At 64.6% G+C, this 14,717-nt stretch carries 13 protein-coding genes; 7 read left to right on the top strand and 6 right to left on the bottom strand.

The genetic code is table 11. The features are described 5' to 3' along the window. Positions 1-28: 28 nt before the first annotated feature. The 3 genes from KIT89_RS07240 to manA form a co-directional block, all read right to left on the bottom strand. Positions 29-349 carry a WhiB family transcriptional regulator gene (locus KIT89_RS07240; RefSeq protein WP_297599705.1) on the bottom strand — a complete coding sequence of 107 codons (321 nt, stop codon included), beginning with the start codon at positions 347-349 and terminating at the stop codon, positions 29-31. Between the two features lie 136 nt (positions 350-485). Then, positions 486-1,472: a UDP-glucose 4-epimerase GalE gene (gene galE, locus KIT89_RS07245; RefSeq protein ID WP_297599708.1), complete on the bottom strand. Its 987-nt coding sequence runs from the start codon at positions 1,470-1,472 to the stop codon at positions 486-488. After that, on the bottom strand, positions 1,469-2,635 hold the full coding sequence (gene manA, locus KIT89_RS07250; RefSeq protein ID WP_297599710.1) for a mannose-6-phosphate isomerase, class I: 1,167 nt from the start codon (positions 2,633-2,635) through the stop codon (positions 1,469-1,471). Before manA ends, galE begins: the two co-directional genes overlap by 4 nt. Positions 2,636-2,744: 109 nt before the next feature. Here manA and KIT89_RS07255 point away from each other — a divergent pair, with 109 nt between their 5' ends. Together KIT89_RS07255 and KIT89_RS07260 are read left to right on the top strand one after the other, a co-directional pair. Beyond that, positions 2,745-5,438 (top strand): S8 family serine peptidase, encoded by a 2,694-nt coding sequence (locus KIT89_RS07255; protein ID WP_297599713.1) that lies wholly within the window; start codon positions 2,745-2,747, stop codon positions 5,436-5,438. Between the two features lie 165 nt (positions 5,439-5,603). Next, positions 5,604-6,782 (top strand): acyl-CoA dehydrogenase family protein, encoded by a 1,179-nt coding sequence (locus KIT89_RS07260; protein WP_297599716.1) that lies wholly within the window; start codon positions 5,604-5,606, stop codon positions 6,780-6,782. 12 nt (positions 6,783-6,794) lie between these two features. Here KIT89_RS07260 and KIT89_RS07265 read toward each other — a convergent pair whose 3' ends face one another. Beyond that, positions 6,795-7,313, bottom strand: a complete 519-nt coding sequence (locus tag KIT89_RS07265) for a hypothetical protein (RefSeq protein ID WP_297599718.1) — start codon at positions 7,311-7,313, stop codon at positions 6,795-6,797. Between the two features lie 101 nt (positions 7,314-7,414). Here KIT89_RS07265 and KIT89_RS07270 point away from each other — a divergent pair, with 101 nt between their 5' ends. Continuing rightward, positions 7,415-8,728: an O-antigen ligase gene (locus KIT89_RS07270; RefSeq protein WP_297599721.1), complete on the top strand. Its 1,314-nt coding sequence runs from the start codon at positions 7,415-7,417 to the stop codon at positions 8,726-8,728. Continuing rightward, positions 8,725-9,975, top strand: a complete 1,251-nt coding sequence (locus KIT89_RS07275; RefSeq protein ID WP_297599724.1) for an O-antigen ligase — start codon at positions 8,725-8,727, stop codon at positions 9,973-9,975. The genes KIT89_RS07270 and KIT89_RS07275 overlap by 4 nt, the downstream gene beginning before the upstream one ends. Positions 9,976-9,999: 24 nt before the next feature. Here KIT89_RS07275 and KIT89_RS07280 read toward each other — a convergent pair whose 3' ends face one another. Further along, complete coding sequence (locus tag KIT89_RS07280) at positions 10,000-10,590, bottom strand: hypothetical protein (protein ID WP_297599727.1); 591 nt, start codon at positions 10,588-10,590, stop codon at positions 10,000-10,002. 56 nt (positions 10,591-10,646) lie between these two features. Further along, a complete protein-coding gene (locus tag KIT89_RS07285) occupies positions 10,647-11,846 on the bottom strand; it encodes a polysaccharide biosynthesis protein (protein WP_297599729.1) in 1,200 nt (399 codons plus the stop codon). Between the two features lie 197 nt (positions 11,847-12,043). On the opposite strand from KIT89_RS07285, the gene KIT89_RS07290 reads away from it, so the two are divergent. From KIT89_RS07290 to KIT89_RS07300, 3 genes are read left to right on the top strand one after another with little or no spacing between them, the layout of a single operon-like run. Further along, positions 12,044-12,655 carry an acyltransferase gene (locus tag KIT89_RS07290; RefSeq protein ID WP_297599732.1) on the top strand — a complete coding sequence of 204 codons (612 nt, stop codon included), beginning with the start codon at positions 12,044-12,046 and terminating at the stop codon, positions 12,653-12,655. After that, positions 12,656-13,732 (top strand): DegT/DnrJ/EryC1/StrS aminotransferase family protein, encoded by a 1,077-nt coding sequence (locus KIT89_RS07295; RefSeq protein WP_297599734.1) that lies wholly within the window; start codon positions 12,656-12,658, stop codon positions 13,730-13,732. Beyond that, the gene (locus KIT89_RS07300; RefSeq protein ID WP_297599736.1) at positions 13,729-14,712 is read left to right on the top strand and encodes a Gfo/Idh/MocA family oxidoreductase; all 984 of its coding nucleotides are present in this window, start codon (positions 13,729-13,731) and stop codon (positions 14,710-14,712) included. The genes KIT89_RS07295 and KIT89_RS07300 overlap by 4 nt, the downstream gene beginning before the upstream one ends. Positions 14,713-14,717 lie beyond the last annotated feature (5 nt).

Raw genomic sequence — 14,717 nt, forward strand, 5'->3', positions numbered from 1 at the left:
ACACGATGCGAGCGTTGCGCGAGATCACTCAGGCGCGTCGACGCAGCTTGCGGCGCTCGCGTTCGCTCAGGCCACCCCAGATGCCGAAGCGCTCGTCGTTCTGCAGGGCGTATTCGAGACACTCGGTCTTGACTTCGCACGAGGTGCAGATCTTCTTGGCGTCTCGCGTCGAGCCGCCCTTCTCAGGAAAGAAGGCTTCGGGGTCGGTTTGCGCACACAGCGCGTCGGCCTGCCAAGCGAGAGCGTTGTCGTCGTCGTCGAGGGCCGACCGGCGCCGCACCCCCGGCACGCCCAGGCGCACCGGGTCGACGAACCAATCACCCGGCACACTGTTGCGATATTCGCTCATGGCCCCAACTCCCTCCCCCGCGTGACCCCCGCCCAACGGGATGCCCTAATTACACTCGTGTCATTCGCTCGCGTCAAGTCGCGGATAGTAAAAGGTTCGACCCACTATTCAGAGTTGCGACGCGCCGACAAAACCGCTATCGCGGCGAGGGATTCTCAGCATCGCGAGACTGCGTGCGCGCTCGCCACGCTGACTCCACCATCTCGGCGAGCGTGTGGCGCATCTGCCATCCGAGGTCGCGCGCGGCGAGTTCGCCGCTCGCCACGATGCGCGGCGGGTCGCCCAGCCGCCGTTCGGCAAGCTCGGGCTCGACGCTCACGCCAGTGACCTCGGCAACGGCATCCATGATCTGCCGCACCGAGACGCCGTCGCCCGAGCCGAGGTTGTATGCGGGCTCGATCGGCTCGCCCGCTTCGAGTCGACGTGCAGCTTCGACGTGGGCGAAGGCGAGGTCGGCCACGTGAATGTAGTCGCGCACGCACGTGCCGTCAGGCGTCGGGTAGTCGGTGCCATAGATGCGCGGCTGTCGACCCTCGACGAGTGCGTCGAACACGAGCGGAAACAGATTGTGCGGGCTCGTGTCGCGCACGGCCGCATCGCCCGAGCCGACCACGTTGAAGTAGCGCAGGCTCGTGTGGCGCAGCCCCGCGGCGACACCTTGATCGCGCAACAGCCACTCGCCGATGAGTTTCGACTCGCCGTAGGGCGAGGTGGGGCTCTTCGGTGTGTCTTCGACGACGAGGTCGACGTCGACGGCTCCGTAGACGGCGGCCGACGACGAGAACACGCACTGGCCGACGCCGTGCCGCTGCATCGACTCGAGCAGTGTGATCATGCCCGTCACGTTCTGCTCGTAGGTGTGCAGTGGACGCTGCACGCTGACTCCGGCGTACTTGAAACCTGCGACATGAATGACCCCGGTGACGGCGTGGTTGCTGAGCGCAGCATCCACCGCATGGTTGTCGAGAATTGATGCGCGCACGAACGGCACGCCCTCAGGAACGAAGGCGGCGTGCCCGCTCGAGAGGTCGTCAATGACGACGGGGCTCATGCCCGCCGCGGTGAGAGCGCGCACAACGTGCGCCCCGATGTAACCGGCTCCGCCGGTGACCAGCCACGTCATGCATTCACCGTTGTCGGGTGCTCGCCCGTCGCGATTACGACTCGGCCACCGCCGCGCACGGTGAGAACCGCGTCATCGCAGAACACTGCCTGGCCGCATTCAAGAGCGAGCGAGTCTTGCAGGGTGATGGACCCCTCGAAGCACAGCACAATCGCGCAGCCGCCCGCGTCGACCGTAGCCCGCCCGCCCACGGCAGCCCCATCAACAACGGTGAGTGCAAAGTCGACCACGTCGGGCTCGAAGCGCAGCACTCCTGGCGACAGCACCGTAGGTTCGATGCGCGGCTCAGGCAGCGGTCGTACGTCGAGCACGCTCATGAGTTCGGCGACGTCTACGTGCTTGGGGGTGAGACCCCCGCGCAACACGTTGTCGCTCGCGGCCATCACTTCGATGGCGAGGCCGTGCTGATACGAGTGGATGTTGCCGGTCGGCAGGTAGAGCGCCTCACCCCTGCGCAGCACGACCGTGTGCATGAGCAACGAGAGCGCCACACCAGGGTCGCCGGGGTAGTACCGCGCGAGGCGCCGCACGGTCTCCCAACTCTCAGAGTCTGCGTCGAGCGTCTCGATGCGGTGGGCGAGGTCGACGACAGCATCCACCACGGTGTCAACGCCGTCTCCGCGCTCGATCAGCCATCGCACCACGTCGGGCAATGCCGCAGCGTCGGTCAGACGCTCGAGGAAAGGGGCGAGCTTGGTCGAGCCGGTAGCGTCGCCCGCGCGCTGCAGTTCTTCGCGTGCCGTACCGACCGAGCGGAACCCGGCGAGCGCGATGAACGGGTCGCTCAGGGCGTAGATGAGTTCTGGCTTGTGCAGCTGATCTTTGTAGTTGCGCGTGGGGTCGTCGAGGGCGATGCCGGCGGCGTTCTCGCGAGCGAACCCGTCGCGAGCCTGAGCGATGGTGGGGTGCGCCTGCAGCGAGAGCGGTTCAGCGGCGGCCAGCACTTTGAGCAAGTACGGCAGCTTCTGCCCCCGCGCCGTCAGATAGCTGGCGAGATCGGGTTCGCTGGCTCCCGCCACAATCGATGCCGGTGATGCGGGGTGGTCACCAAACCACAACTCTGCTTCAGGGCCTCCCGACGGCGTCGCACCACGTAGCTCGGCGATCGCGGTCGTCGAACCCCAGGCGTAGGGGCGCGGAGTGTTCTCTATGCGCAGCAACACGGCACGTGCTTTCAGTAGGCGAAGGGTGTGGCGCCACCGTATCAATAGTCGATTGTCGAACACTCGCTCTCGCGCTCGTGACACTGTTTCGGCTACCGTGCATATACACATGAGAATCGGGGGATTCGTGCTGAACTTGCGTGCAATTGGGGTGTCGACCGTGCTCGCCGTTGTGGTGACGGGTCTCGCGGGCGTGCCCGCGGCGGGTACTGCCGAGTCTGAGTCGTCGTACATCGTCGAGTTGGCGCCCGGCGAGACGCCGTTCGCCGTCAGCTCAGATGTCGTCGATGAGAGTGCGATCACCGAGACTTTCGACTCGGTGTTGACTGGGTTCGCGGCAGAATTAACGTCGAGCGAGGTCGAAGACCTGCGGTCAAGCCCCGGCGTCGTCGCGGTGTATGAAGACCAACCGGTGTCGATCAGCGCGACGCAAGCTGATGCTCCGTGGAACCTCTCGCGGCTCGATCAGAGCACTCCCCCTGCAGACAACTTCTATACGTACCCCGACACGGCGGGCAGCGGCACGCGCATCTATGTGGTCGACACCGGAATCTCGCCCAATGCATCGCAATTTGGTTCTCGGCTGTTGCCAGGCATGACGGCCATTCTTGATGGACGGGGCACCGCCGATTGCAACAGCCACGGCACACACGTCGCGGGTATCGCCGCCAGTACCACCTACGGCGTCGCCAAGCTTGCAAACGTGGTTCCGGTGCGCGTCTTCGGCTGTTCAGGCGAGACCTACACCTCAACAGTTCTTACCGGCCTCGATTGGATCTTGGCCAACCACCCCTCCGGCGTTCCGGGTATTGTCAACATGAGCTTGGTGTCGGTAGACCCCGTTGCCCCTGGCACGCCCGACCCCCTCACCAACGCGGTCAACACCATGTCGAACCAGGGCTTCGTCATGGTCGTGGCGGCGGGCAACAGCAATGCTGACGCATGCAACTACACTCCATCGCGTGCCGCAGACGCGCTGACGGTCGCAGCGACAACCTCGACGGATGCCCGCGCGAGCTACTCGAACTTCGGCACGTGCGTCGACCTCTTTGCTCCCGGCTCATCGATCTCGTCACTGCAGTGGAACAACCCGGGCGGCTCGAGTGTCAAGTCGGGCACGTCGATGGCAGCACCGCACGTTGCCGGCATTGTGGCTGTGGGGTGGGGCATGGCACCGTCATCGACAGCCTCCGCCATCGTGACGCAAGTCATCGGCCAGGCGCTGCCCAACCAGGTCACGAGTCAAGGCCCGGGCTCGACTCGCCTGCTTTCCTCGCTCACTGCGCTCAACGGCGGGTCGATCACCTACCCCTCGACCACTGGCGCACTCGCAATACTGAAGGCCTATTTCGCAGGCGGAGGCACTTCTGGACCACTAGGTGCGCCGAGCACCGATTTGCAAACCCTCAGCTGCCCGCAGGGCGCCTCGAACTGTCTGGCGCAATTCGCTGGCGGCCTCATCGTGTGGAGCTCGCAGTTTGGTGCGTTCTCAATGAACGCTCTCGGGGCGGACTACTACCTAAGTTCAGGGGGAGTTGCCGGTTCTCTTGGATTCCCGACTTCGCATTGGGAACCCTTCTCAGCCGGTGGGGTGAGCGGGACGCTGCAGTACTTCCAGAACGGAATGGTGCTGTCATCATCCACGACAGGAACTTTCGCCGTTCTCAACGGCGCCATCCGCAACGCCTGGGGCACTACCGGAGGATCCGGCGGAACCCTGGGATGGCCCACCGGCGACCGCATGCCGAGTGGAACCGGGTTTCAGCAGGCCTTCCAGCGCGGAACAATCTATGAGACCGCGTCAGGCACCGCTGGCGTGCTTTCCGGGGCAATCGCGACGTATTGGACCACGGGGTCCAACGGTCAACGCCTCGGATCCCCCACCTCCCAGCCAGGGCCGTGGTCAGCCGGTGGGGTGAGCGGGACGCTGCAGTACTTCCAGAACGGAATGGTGCTGTCATCATCCACGACAGGAACTTTCGCCGTTCTCAACGGCGCCATCCGCAACGCCTGGGGCACTACCGGAGGATCCGGCGGAACCCTGGGATGGCCCACCGGCGACCGCATGCCGAGTGGAACCGGGTTTCAGCAGGCCTTCCAGCGCGGAACAATCTATGAGACCGCGTCAGGCACCGCTGGCGTGCTTTCCGGGGCAATCGCGACGTATTGGACCACGGGGTCCAACGGTCAACGCCTCGGATCCCCCACCTCCCAGCCAGGGCCGTGGTCAGCCGGTGGGGTGAGCGGGACGCTGCAGTACTTCCAGAACGGAATGGTGCTGTCATCATCCACGACAGGAACTTTCGCCGTTCTCAACGGCGCCATCCGCAACGCCTGGGGCACTACCGGAGGATCCGGCGGAACCCTGGGATGGCCCACCGGCGACCGCATGCCGAGTGGAACCGGGTTTCAGCAGGCCTTCCAGCGCGGAACAATCTATGAGACCGCGTCAGGCACCGCTGGCGTGCTTTCCGGGGCAATCGCGACGTATTGGACCACGGGGTCCAACGGTCAACGCCTCGGATCCCCCACCTCCCAGCCAGGGCCGTGGTCAGCCGGTGGGGTGAGCGGGACGCTGCAGTACTTCCAGAACGGAATGGTGCTGTCATCATCCACGACAGGAACTTTCGCCGTTCTCAACGGCGCCATCCGCAACGCCTGGGGCACTACCGGAGGATCCGGCGGAACCCTGGGATGGCCCACCGGCGACCAAGAATCACGGGCAGACGGGCTGATGCAGCAATTCCAAAGAGGATTCGTATTGCTCCCGTCCGGCGGAGGAACCGCAATAATCGGATCCTGACGAGTGCTCGTGCGCGATAGCCAGGGCGCCATCTGTCAGCTGCGAGTGTACGATCGCAGGACTTGTGGAGTTTGTCACCAAGTCCCCCGCGGCTTGATGGACCTCAGTCGGTTCCTCTATAACAAGTACGTGCAAGCGCAGGGGAAGCTCAAGTAGCCTCACGTCATGACCTTCTCTGCGCTCGCCAGCGACTTCTACGGCTTCGAAGCGCTGCTCGCCGACCATGAGCAAGAGGCACTCGTGCGCTTGCGCACCTTTCTCGAGGCAGACGTCAAGCCGGTGGTGAACGACTACTGGGAGCGCGCAGAGTTTCCGCGCGAGATTCTGCCCGGCCTGCACCAGCAGCAGGTGTTCGGCAACCTGTGGGAAGAAACCAAAGCGGGTGACTACAGCGCCGTCTACGGCGGCTGGACGGCGCTCGAGATGGCCAGGGTCGACGCGAGCGTCGCCACCTACGTGGGGGTTCAGAACGGCCTGGCCATGGGGTCGATCGGCGTCGCAGGCTCGCCCGAGCAGCGCGCCGAATGGCTGCCGAAGTTGAAGAGCGGCGAGATCATCGGCGCCTTCGGGCTCACCGAGCCGCTCTCGGGCAGCGACTCGGCGCAGGGTCTGCGCACCACCGCCACCCGCGACGGCGACGAGTGGGTGCTCAACGGCAGCAAGCGCTGGATCGGCAACGCCACCTTCAGCGACATCACGATCATCTGGGCGAAGAGCACCGAAGACGGTCAGGTGAAGGGCTTCATCGTTCCGACGAGCACGCCCGGCTACAGCGCCACCAAGATCGAGCGCAAGCAGGCGCTGCGCATCGTGCAGAACGCCGACATCACGCTCGAGAACGTGCGCGTGCCCGAATCGCTCCGGCTGCAGAACGCGAACTCGTTTCGCGACACCGCGGCCGTGCTGCGCCTGACGCGTGCCGAAGTGGCTTGGGCAGCCGTCGGCACCTCGATCGGCGCCTACGAGGCCGCCGTCGAGTATGCGAAGACTCGCGAGCAGTTCGGCAAGCCCATCGCGAGCCACCAGCTCGTGCAAGACCTGCTCAGCCGCAGCCTCGGCAACATCACCGCGAGCATCGCCCTGTGCACTCGCGTGTCGCAGATGCTCGACGACGGCGTGCAGCGCGACGAGCACGCCTCACTCGCGAAAGCCTTCGCCACGACGGCCATGCGCGAGACGGTGAGCCTGTGCCGCGAAGCGCTCGGCGGCAACGGCATCGTGCTCGACTACGACGTGGCGCGTTTTCACGCCGACGCCGAAGCGCTCTACAGCTATGAGGGCACGCGCGAGATGAACAGCCTCATCGTCGGCCGGGCCATCACCGGCGTCGGCGCGTTCGTCTAGAGGCGGGCGTGGTCAGGCGTCGTCCCAGCTGAAGTCGACGCGCTCGTTGGGCATCGGCATGCGGAACTTGTCGGGGTTCTCTCGGTCGTAGCCGGGAGTCTTGGCGTTGAGCAGAAACATGCGGTCGGCCGTGATGCGAAACGAGTGCCACACCCCGGCCGGTATCAGCAGCCCGGCCCAACCTTCGCGAATCGACACCAGGTCGTGCAGTTCGAGAACGCCCGATGTGGGGCTGTCGGGCCGACCGTCGAACAGTGCGACGCGCGCTGCGCCTTCCAGCAGCACATAGCGGTCGGTCGTCTGCCGGTGCTCGTACCATTCTTCGCGCTTGCTCGGGTCGTCGTTCGCCACCACGTAGAGGTGCTCGATCGGTTCAGTGAACATGCCCGACCACCGCTCATTGTGCAGTTCGGTGAGGCCGCCATAGGTGTAGCCGACGGTCGGAAACCTCGACACGATCACCCCATCGATGGTGGTCGTGCGATTCTCAGGCCCGTGATCGGGGCCTGGAGCATCCCGCGTCGCGTCCACAGAGCCCCGTTCTCCTGAGCGCACCGTGCGCCCCCGAGCTCTACGGTACAAGCCGCGAGGCCGGGAGGCTCGACGAAGCACGCGCGACTAGGCTGAAAGCTATGTCTTGGCTTCGCGATCCGCGCGTCGCGCTCGCGGCCCTGACCCTCTTCACGCTGCTGGCGGGCGACGCCTGGCGCAACCTGATCAGCTGGTACGGGTGGGGTGCGCTCGTGGTGCTGCTGCTCATCGGCTGGGTGGTGGTCGCTGTGCGTCACCGCATCGACCTGCGCCGCGTGCCCATCGCGCTCGCCACGTTCGTCGCGATCGTGACTCTGTCGATCGGCTGGTCGGCGTACCCGCTCTCGACCGCCTTGGGCGTGGCCGCCACCGTCGCCACGGTCTTCGTCGCGATCGTCATGGCGCACACCGTCGAGCTGTCGCAGCTGGTGCGGGCCCTCGGCGTCGCCCTGCGCTGGATTCTGGGCCTGTCGCTCGTGTTCGAGTTCGTGGTCGCCGCGTTCATCGGCCGACCGGTGCTGCCCCTGTGGGTCGAGTATGACGGCGAGGTGCCGCGCGCCTTCTACTGGTCTCGCGCTCTGCTGTTCGAGGGCGGGCGCATTCAGGGCATTCCTGGCAATGCCAATCTGCTGGCGTTCGCGGCCCTGCTGGGCGTCATCGTGTTCGGCATCCAGTTGGCCGACCGCCGCATCGGCAGGGCGGCCGGCTGGGGCTGGATCACGGTGTCGGTGCTCACGCTCGTGCTCACCGCGTCGGCGACGGTCGTGCTGTGCGCGGTGGGTGCAGCGCTCGCGTGGGCACTCATCATGCTCGCCCGCCGCATGCGGCCCACCCGCCGCTGGATTCTCTATGTGGGCACGACGATCACGACGACGGCTCTGCTGACGGCAGCCTGGCTGCTGCGGTATGACCTGCTCGAGTTGCTGGGGCGCAGCGACGATCTGACGGGTCGCCTCGGCATCTGGGATGCGGTCGAAGGGCTCATCCGTGAACGCCCCGTGTTCGGCTGGGGCTGGGTGGGCTACTGGCCGCCCTGGGAAGAGCCGTTCACCGATCTCGCGATCATCGACGACGTCACCTACCTGCAGGCGCACAACGCCTGGCTCGACGTGATGCTGCAGGTGGGGCTGGTCGGCGTGGTCGTCTTCGCGATTCTGGTCGTCACGACGGGGCTGCGGGCGCTGTCGTGGTCGGTGGATGCTCCGCTCGGCGACTTCGCCCCCACTCCCGCGCTGCGCTTGTTCTCGGGGTTGCTCTTCGTGGTGCTGCTCGTGCACAGCCTGGCCGAGTCGCGACTGCTCATCGAGGCAGGCCTGCTGCTGCTGTGCTTCTTGGCGGTGACGACGCGCTTGCGCGGCGTGACCGTGTCGACCCTCACGAGCCCGCGCGAGGCTGCGTCGGCGGAGTCACGATGATCGCGGCGTCGAGAGCGATTCTCGGCTCGCCCCGCTTCACCAACGCCCTCACCGAGGCGATTATCGGGGTCGCGCTGGCGGCGTTCGCGGTGCGGGCGATGCTCGGCTGGCCGGGCAGCATCGCCGTGCTGTCTGGCCTCGTCGTGCTGGCCGCGCTGAGCCTGGCCGCGCAGCCCGAGCGGGTCGAGTGGCGCGGCGTGCTGCCGATCTCGCTCATCGCGCTCTTCTCGCTCATGACGGTGAGCCTCATCTGGAGCCAGTACACCCTGGCGACGGTGGGGGGCGTCGCCTACGCCCTCGCCTACGGCTTTCTCGGCGTGTACATCGCGCTCGTGCGCGACCTCATTCAGCTGGTGCGCGCCGTCGGCAACGCTCTGCGGGTGATTCTGTCGGTGTCGTTCGTGCTCGAGATTCTCAGCGGGCTCATCTTCGACACCTCGTTCTTGTGGATCGGCATCACGGGCGATCTCGGCGTCGGCGGCCCCGTGCAAGGTCTGGCCGGTTCACGCAACGCCTTCGCCTTTCTCGGCGCCCTCGCCGTGCTGAGCTTCTGGATCGAATACCGCACGCGCTCTGTCTCGCGCGGCGTGACGGCCTTCTCGCTCACGCTCGCGGGGGCCACCATCGTGTTCGCGCAGTCGCCCGTCTCGCTGCTCGTGCTCGCTGCCGTGCTCGTCGTGGGTCTCGCCCTCGTCGTCATCCGTCGGCAAAAGCCGATCGCGCGTCGCGCCACGCAGAGCGTCATGCTCGTGTCGGTGCTGGTACTGGGAGTGCTGTCGTGGCTGTTCCGCGGCCCCATCGTCGGGTTCGTCGGAGCCGCTGCCGACGTCGAGGCTCGCACGAGCGTGTGGTCTGAAGTGGGCGACCTGGTGGCGCAGCAACCTGTGCTCGGCTGGGGTTGGGTGGGCATCTGGCCGACGCGAGTGTTTCCGTTCTCGAGCGTCGACTCGATCAGCGGGCGGGACGCCGCATCGGCCCTCAACGCCTACGCCGACATCTGGTTGCAGTTGGGGCTTGTGGGTCTCATCATGCTGCTCGCGTCGCTGGGGCTTGCCTTCATGCGGGCCTGGCTCGTGGCGACCGACCGCCGTAGCACCGTGTATGTGTGGCCGGCGCTGACGCTCGTGCTGCTTGCGACGGTGAGCATGACCGAGAGCTACCTTCTCTTCGAAGCCGGGCTGTTGCTCTTTGTGACGTCTGCTTTCGCGGCTGCACGCAATCGCTCGTGGCGCGGGCGTTTCGACTGAAAACCACCGCGCTCGACGCGGCTGTCAGCCGAGCGACTGTTCAAGCGAGCTGATGATCTCGAGCACGTCGCTCTCTACGGAGCCCGTGGGGAACTCGATGATCACCCAGCGTTCGCCAAGAAAGATATCGAAAACCACTCTGCCCGCGCCTTCCGTCGCATAGCCGTCCGCCCTCTCCAACGCTTGAGCACCTTGTTTGGCGGCGGATGCTGCGCGAATCTGTTCGACGACGCCGCTGTGCAGTTGAGCGACAGAGACAGAGAACCTGACGGAACTCGTCTGGTTGATCCACCCGCAGGACACACCGGCAAGATCCAGCACCTGTGCCGCAAGTGGCGAAGGCGCGTAATCGGGGTCGGCGCCGACATTGGGGTTGTAGTTGTATAGCGCTTCGAGAGAAAGAACTTGACTGCACTCGAGAGAGAGCGGAATACCAACGACGGACGCTTCGAGAGGCACCGGCGCAGGACCATCCAGGAGTGAGTACACGCTCTCTGTCGACCGGGGTACAGGCGTCGGCACGGCTCTCGATGGGCCTTCAGGTGCGCAGCCCGACACCACAACAACCAGCGCCAGGACCACGGTGAATGAGAGAGTAATCGACGCGCGAACCATGGGCCCATTCTGCCTGGACTTGAGCCCAGTACGAACGAAGAGTCCGCGCGCGGCGGCTAGTCGTGGTTGACCTCCCGGGGCCACCGCATCGCAACGTAACAGGCCTGACAGATAACCGAGACCACTTCGCCGATCGCGAGGCCCCAAGCGCCACCTGCAGCACCTATGACGGCAGATAGAGCGAGAATGGAAGGGATGCCGATCGATGCACCGATTAGCACGCTCGTCATGAACTCGCGCCGGGCACCGAGTCCCACGAGAATCACTCGGCCGAGCGCGGTGCCCAACGCGATTCCGAGAGTGGCGACGCCCAACCCCCATGCTGTTGCCAGATCGATGGCGACAGACGCCCCGAACAGCACTTCCGACAACCACGGCCCGAGCGCAGCGAAACAGGCAAGGCCCAACATGCCGAGAAGCAAGTGCAGAACCAGCGCTACCCTGGCCCGCCGTGCGAACTGTCCCGGGCCATCCTCTACGGCCCATCCCTGAAGCGCATTGCCCAGCGCTGATGCCGAATACTGTCCGATCCTGTAGAGCTTGTCGCCCGAGACGAATTCGGCTGCTTGGTTCACCGGGGCCGCAATACTCACGAAGGTAACTGCAAGAGAGTTATATGTGCCGCCAGCGATTTCTGTCGTCAGTGCAGTGCGGTGTTCCCTGAACACTCGGCGCACGCTTCCTGGCGACGCCGCCAATAGAGAACGGAGGCCGACCGTGCGCAAAGCAAACACTCCGGTCCCGACCAGCGCCGCGACCGTAAGCAAAGTGGGGTACCAGGTCACCTGGCCAAGAGTCACCAAAGCTACTGCTGCGATTGCAGTTGCGACTACGCGTGGCAGGAGCTCATACACAACGATGAGGGTCGCGCGCCCCAAGCCAACCATGTACCACGACGACGATAACCCGCTCAGGGTGAGTGCCAATGCCATCAGTGCCGCGTCGATACGATGAGGCGCGGGAGCAAGTAAGGCGGCAACGGTGCATGCCAGAAGCGCGGCTGGCATGAACAGCAGCAATCGTGGCCGAATGCTGCGCTCGAGCACGAGTGGTCGCGCTGGTCCTTTTTCTAGCGCAACGGCGGTTGGGCCGACTGTGTTGTAACCGAGCGCGACAAATAGAGCAGCGAACGCGCCGACCGACTGCCCGATGGCTATGGCAAGCCACGCGTCAGGACCAGCGATTCGAGCAAGTATCGGCAGGAAGAGAAAGGGTGTGAGCAAGGAGAGTAGTGGCAAACCTGCGAATGCAAGCACGCGCCGACCCAGCTTCACGGCTTGGCCCGCCCACGCATACGGTCGTGAAGATTCTGAGACGATTCGCCATCAGCGGTTCCACATGCACTGATGTTGCTCACGTTCTCAGCCTAACGTTGTGGAGCCCTGCGCGAGTCTCCCCGATTCAAGAGCGATACGATGAAACGCCCACGCCGAACTCCACAATGGGAGCCAGAATGACCGCGTCGCTCGGTTCGATACACGCAACCGCCGATGTCGCTGACAGCGCTTCGATCGCCGGTGGTTCGAAGATCTGGCACTTCGCACAAGTGCGAGAAGACGCGGTGATCGGTGAGAACTGCATCGTAGGCCGCGGTGCCTATGTGGGCACGGGTGTCACGGTAGGCGACAACTGCAAGATTCAGAACTACGCGCTTGTCTACGAGCCCGCGACGCTCGCCAATGGTGTGTTCATCGGGCCGGCTGTGGTGCTCACGAACGACCACTTTCCGCGAGCCATCAATGCCGACGGCACCCCGAAATCTGCCGACGACTGGCACCCCGTCGGCGTTGACATACGTGAAGGTGCATCGATCGGGGCCAGTGCGACGTGCGTCGCGCCGATCGTGATCGGTCGATGGGCGATGGTCGGGTCGGGTGCCGTCGTCGTGAAAGACGTGCCTGACTTCGCCCTCGTGGTGGGTAGCCCTGCCCGACGAATCGGCTGGGTCGGAAAGTCTGGTCAGCCCCTCATGATCGATGCGGATGACCGCAACCTCTACATCTGCCCCGCAACGGGTGAGCGCTACCGACAGACCCACGAGAACCTACTGATTGAGGATGACTAGATGATCCCCGCCGCCAAGCCTGAGATCGGCTATCGCGAACGACGGGCGGTCGATCGCGTCATGCGCTCTGGCATGCTCGCTCAAGGCCCCGAAGTAGCCGCGTTCGAAAAGGAGTTCTCGGCGCACGTCGCCGGTCGCGAGTCGGTGGCGCTCAACTCGGGCACCTCAGCGCTTCATCTCTCGTTGCTCGCCGCCGGCATCGGCGCCGGTGACGAGGTGATCGTGCCCTCGTTCAGTTTCGCCGCCACGGCCAATTCCGTCGCCTTAACGGGTGCAACCCCCGTGTTCGTCGACATCGAGCTCGACCACTTCAACATCGACCCCGCCGCGGTCGAGGCGGCGGTCACGCCTCGCACCGCAGCGATCATGCCGGTTCACCTCTACGGGCACCCCGCGAACCTCAGTTCTCTTGCATCGATCGCCGAGAAGCACAGCGTCTTGCTCTTTGAAGACGCTGCTCAGGCCCACCTTGCGTCGCTCGACGGAGTACCGGTCGGCGCGTGGGGTGTCGCAGCCTCTTTCTCGTTCTACCCCACGAAGAACATGACCTCGGGCGAGGGCGGCATGGTCACGACACCGTCGACCGAGATTGCGCGTGCGGTTCGTGTTCTGCGCAACCAGGGCATGGAGAAGCGATACGAGAACGAGGTCATTGGCTTCAACACTCGCATGACCGACATTCACGCCGCGATCGGCCGCGTGCAGCTCACTCGCCTTCCGTCGTGGACCGCGAAGAGGCAGCAGAATGCTGCATTTCTCTCTGCCCATCTTCGCGGTGTCGTCGCACCAACGGTCGCTGCAGGAGCGACGCACGTCTTTCACCAATACACCATTCGGGTCGTCGACCACGACCGCGATGCTTTCGCGGCTGAACTCGCGAAGCGGGGCGTGGGTAGCGGTGTCTACTACCCGACACCTATCCATCGACTCCCCTCCTTCGCGCAGACACTCGATCTGCCGACCACCGAGGTCGCAGCGAAGCAGGTGCTGTCGTTGCCGGTCTACCCCTCGCTCAAGAGGCGTGAGCTCGAGGCGATCGTCGAGGCCGTCAATGCTGTCGCCCAGGCAGGTTCGTGATGTCGCTTCGTGCCGGTCTTCTCGGCCTCGGAGTCATGGGCAGCAACCATGCGCGCGTGCTCGCCAGCCTGGAGGGAGTTGAGTTCGTCGGCGTGTTCGACCCGGCCGAAAGTGTTCCTGATCGGGTGCACGGTAAACCGGTCGTGCGCGACCTTGACGAGTTTCTCCAACTGGGTCTCGACTACGTCGTGGTCGCAGCACCGACCGTCTTTCACCTCGAAATGGGCACTCGACTCGCCGAGGCGGGGGTGCATGCCCTGATCGAGAAGCCTGTCGCCTCAACATCGCACGATTCACGAATCCTTCGCGATCTGTTCGCCGATAAGGGCCTCATCGGAGGGGTGGGGCACATCGAGCGCTACAACCCCGCCTTGCAGGCGGCTAGGCAGCGGATCGAAGACGGCATGCTCGGTGAGATCTACCAGATCGCCACTCGCCGCCAAGGACCCTTCCCGGGGCGCATCGCAGACGTCGGAGTGATCAAAGATCTCGCGACCCACGACATCGACTTGACCGCGTGGGTGGCGCAGCAACCGTACCTGTCAGTCAACGCCCGTACGACGCACCGCAGCGGTCGTCCACACGAAGACATGGTTCTCGCCGTTGGCACTATGTCGGGCGGCACCATCACGTCTCACATCGTCAACTGGCTCACACCCTTTAAAGAGAGAGTGACGATCATCACCGGAGAGAACGGCGTGCTCGTTGCCGACACGTTGACCGCCAACTTGACCTACTACGACAACGGCAAGATTCAGGTCGACTGGGACCCAGGAGAATTTAGAGGCGTGTCCGAAGGCGACGTGACCCGTTTCGCGCTCGATCGAAAGGAGCCTCTGCTTGCGGAACATGAGGCTTTCCGCGACTCCGTGTTGGCCGGTGAAGCCCGCGGTATTGTGACGTTCTCAGAAGGCGCGGCTGTCGTCGAGATTGCCGAACAGATGCTCTCAGACAGTTTGTCTTGGCGCCTGACTGATTGAATGAT

The sequence above is a fragment of the Microcella sp. genome, from assembly GCF_025808395.1.
GTDB lineage: Bacteria > Actinomycetota > Actinomycetes > Actinomycetales > Microbacteriaceae > Microcella.

Bases quoted from the DNA above. Each gene is read 5' to 3' on its own strand.
- KIT89_RS07240 (WP_297599705.1), bottom strand. From the start codon at position 349: ATGAGCGAATATCGCAACAGTGTGCCGGGTGATTGGTTCGTCGACCCG.
- galE (WP_297599708.1), bottom strand. From the start codon at position 1,472: ATGACGTGGCTGGTCACCGGCGGAGCCGGTTACATCGGGGCGCACGTT.
- KIT89_RS07255 (WP_297599713.1), top strand. From the start codon at position 2,745: ATGAGAATCGGGGGATTCGTGCTGAACTTGCGTGCAATTGGGGTGTCG.
- KIT89_RS07260 (WP_297599716.1), top strand. From the start codon at position 5,604: ATGACCTTCTCTGCGCTCGCCAGCGACTTCTACGGCTTCGAAGCGCTG.
- KIT89_RS07270 (WP_297599721.1), top strand. From the start codon at position 7,415: ATGTCTTGGCTTCGCGATCCGCGCGTCGCGCTCGCGGCCCTGACCCTC.
- KIT89_RS07275 (WP_297599724.1), top strand. From the start codon at position 8,725: ATGATCGCGGCGTCGAGAGCGATTCTCGGCTCGCCCCGCTTCACCAAC.
- KIT89_RS07280 (WP_297599727.1), bottom strand. From the start codon at position 10,590: ATGGTTCGCGCGTCGATTACTCTCTCATTCACCGTGGTCCTGGCGCTG.
- KIT89_RS07290 (WP_297599732.1), top strand. From the start codon at position 12,044: ATGACCGCGTCGCTCGGTTCGATACACGCAACCGCCGATGTCGCTGAC.
- KIT89_RS07295 (WP_297599734.1), top strand. From the start codon at position 12,656: ATGATCCCCGCCGCCAAGCCTGAGATCGGCTATCGCGAACGACGGGCG.